1 protein-coding gene is annotated in these 265 nt (G+C 38.1%); it reads left to right on the top strand.

The window, feature by feature from the left end; translation table 11 throughout:
• On the top strand, positions 1 to 265 hold a 265-nt coding region (locus KVT27_RS24985), incomplete at both ends, for a cation:dicarboxylate symporter family transporter (RefSeq protein WP_217582207.1).

Genomic DNA, 265 nt, shown 5'->3' with positions numbered 1-265 from the left:
AACAGAAGGTCTTAAGTATGAAGGTGCAAAAACTGAAACATCTTTCGTTGACACATTGCTAAATATCGTACCAGATAACCCAGCAAAAGCGATGGCTGACGGAAACATGTTACAAATCATTGCCTTTGCCGTATTGATTGGACTCGGTATAGCTATTTTAGGAAAACGAGTTCAAGGTATCCATTCATTACTTGAACAGGGCAACGAATTAATGATGTATCTTGTTAATCTCGTTATGAAATTAGCCCCAATTGGAACATTCGGT

The organism is Lysinibacillus sp. GbtcB16, assembly GCF_019091145.1.
Classification (GTDB): domain Bacteria; phylum Bacillota; class Bacilli; order Bacillales_A; family Planococcaceae; genus Lysinibacillus; species Lysinibacillus fusiformis.
The sequence above is the reverse complement of the archived record's forward strand: the minus strand, read 5'-3'. Positions and strand labels throughout refer to the sequence as shown.